This is a genomic window from Maritalea sp. YIW29, from assembly GCF_057219265.1.
Window position 1 is genome coordinate 1 of record NZ_JBXVVF010000006.1, and the last position, 1,175, is coordinate 1,175.

A 1,175-nucleotide genomic window follows, 5' to 3' on the forward strand; every position below is an offset into this window, starting at 1 on the left:
GTGTTTCACTAGTTCTCAACGGCTGCATTTAGCCAGTTGTAGAGGACCGAAAGTGGGTAACCTGATCCATACCCTTCGCCTACGCCGCCAACTGACCATCCACCAATTCTGTCAATAATGTCAGGTGGGCATTCAACAGCCCTCAAACGATCACGCATACTATGTCTAAATGAGTGGATGACACAGCCTTGAGGTGCCCGGGTCGTGATCCACTTGTTGAGTGCACCGCTAGCTGAGTTGGCTTTGCACCGTTCTTTCGAACAATACCGAGGGAATAGAAAGTCACCTTTTGCATTTTCAGCTGCCTTTTTTGCCGCCCATGCCGATGCGCCAACCAGTGGAACTTTTCGCTCACTCCCCAGAGTTTTCAATCTTCGCCAAGAGTGTGGCTTAAGTTTTATGTGTGGCACTTCGTCGTCAAGATTCAAATCGGAAACCAAGAGACCGACTGCTTCACTGAGCCGCAATCCAGTATCGCTTACTAAAGCTATTAGCCATCTGGCTTCGTCATTGACTTCCACACACTGGTCTTGGATGCTTTTCAACGTTTCAATTGGGAACGATGGTCGTTTGTTTGGCTGATTGTGGCCAGTCTCGCCGAGATAGACGCCTGAGAAGGCCGCCACTTCTGTGATTCCGCTCTCACGAGCGCCAAAGTTTACTATTGCTCTAATCGTGCTCAAGTTGCGTTTAATACTTGCTGGACTGAGACCTGCTTCGACATAGGCATCGCGAATTTGGTTCACCTCAGGTCTCCCATAGGTATCAATCTGTCGATCACCGAGAAGTTTCACAACATAGTTTATGCAACGATCAGCGGCTTGCCTGAAAGTTTTTGCCCGATTATCGGCCTTTGCACCCAAGTAAATCGTTTTCGCTTCCGATAGCTTGGGAGCATTCGACTGTTCACCGATCGATTTAACTCCGTTCGACAAAAACCTGGAAAGCGAACTCTCCTTGTTTAGGAACCTAATAGTTTGCCACTCTTCCTCAAGTTTTGCGGATAATGAAGCTGCTCTTGAACGCGCAAAGTGAACTGACTTTGTCTTCAACGAAAACACAACTCGCGATGTGTTGTATGCACCCAATAAGTCGCTTGGCACTCTTCTCGAGTAGTAAAAGACTTTGCGCTTTTGAAATAAATAATGTGATGATTTGGTCAACCGCATGGTCTA

At 47.3% G+C, this 1,175-nt stretch carries 1 protein-coding gene and 1 pseudogene; both read right to left on the reverse strand.

What is annotated here, in order from left to right:
• Positions 1 to 8 precede the first annotated feature (8 nt).
• Positions 9 to 746, reverse strand: coding sequence for a site-specific integrase (locus AC2D8L_RS16470; RefSeq protein WP_484686602.1), 738 nt, complete (start codon positions 744 to 746; stop codon positions 9 to 11).
• A 234-nt stretch (positions 747 to 980) separates the two neighbouring features.
• Positions 981 to 1,169, reverse strand: a pseudogene (locus AC2D8L_RS16475) (DUF6538 domain-containing protein); the annotation flags it as partial.
• Positions 1,170 to 1,175: the final 6 nt, after the last annotated feature.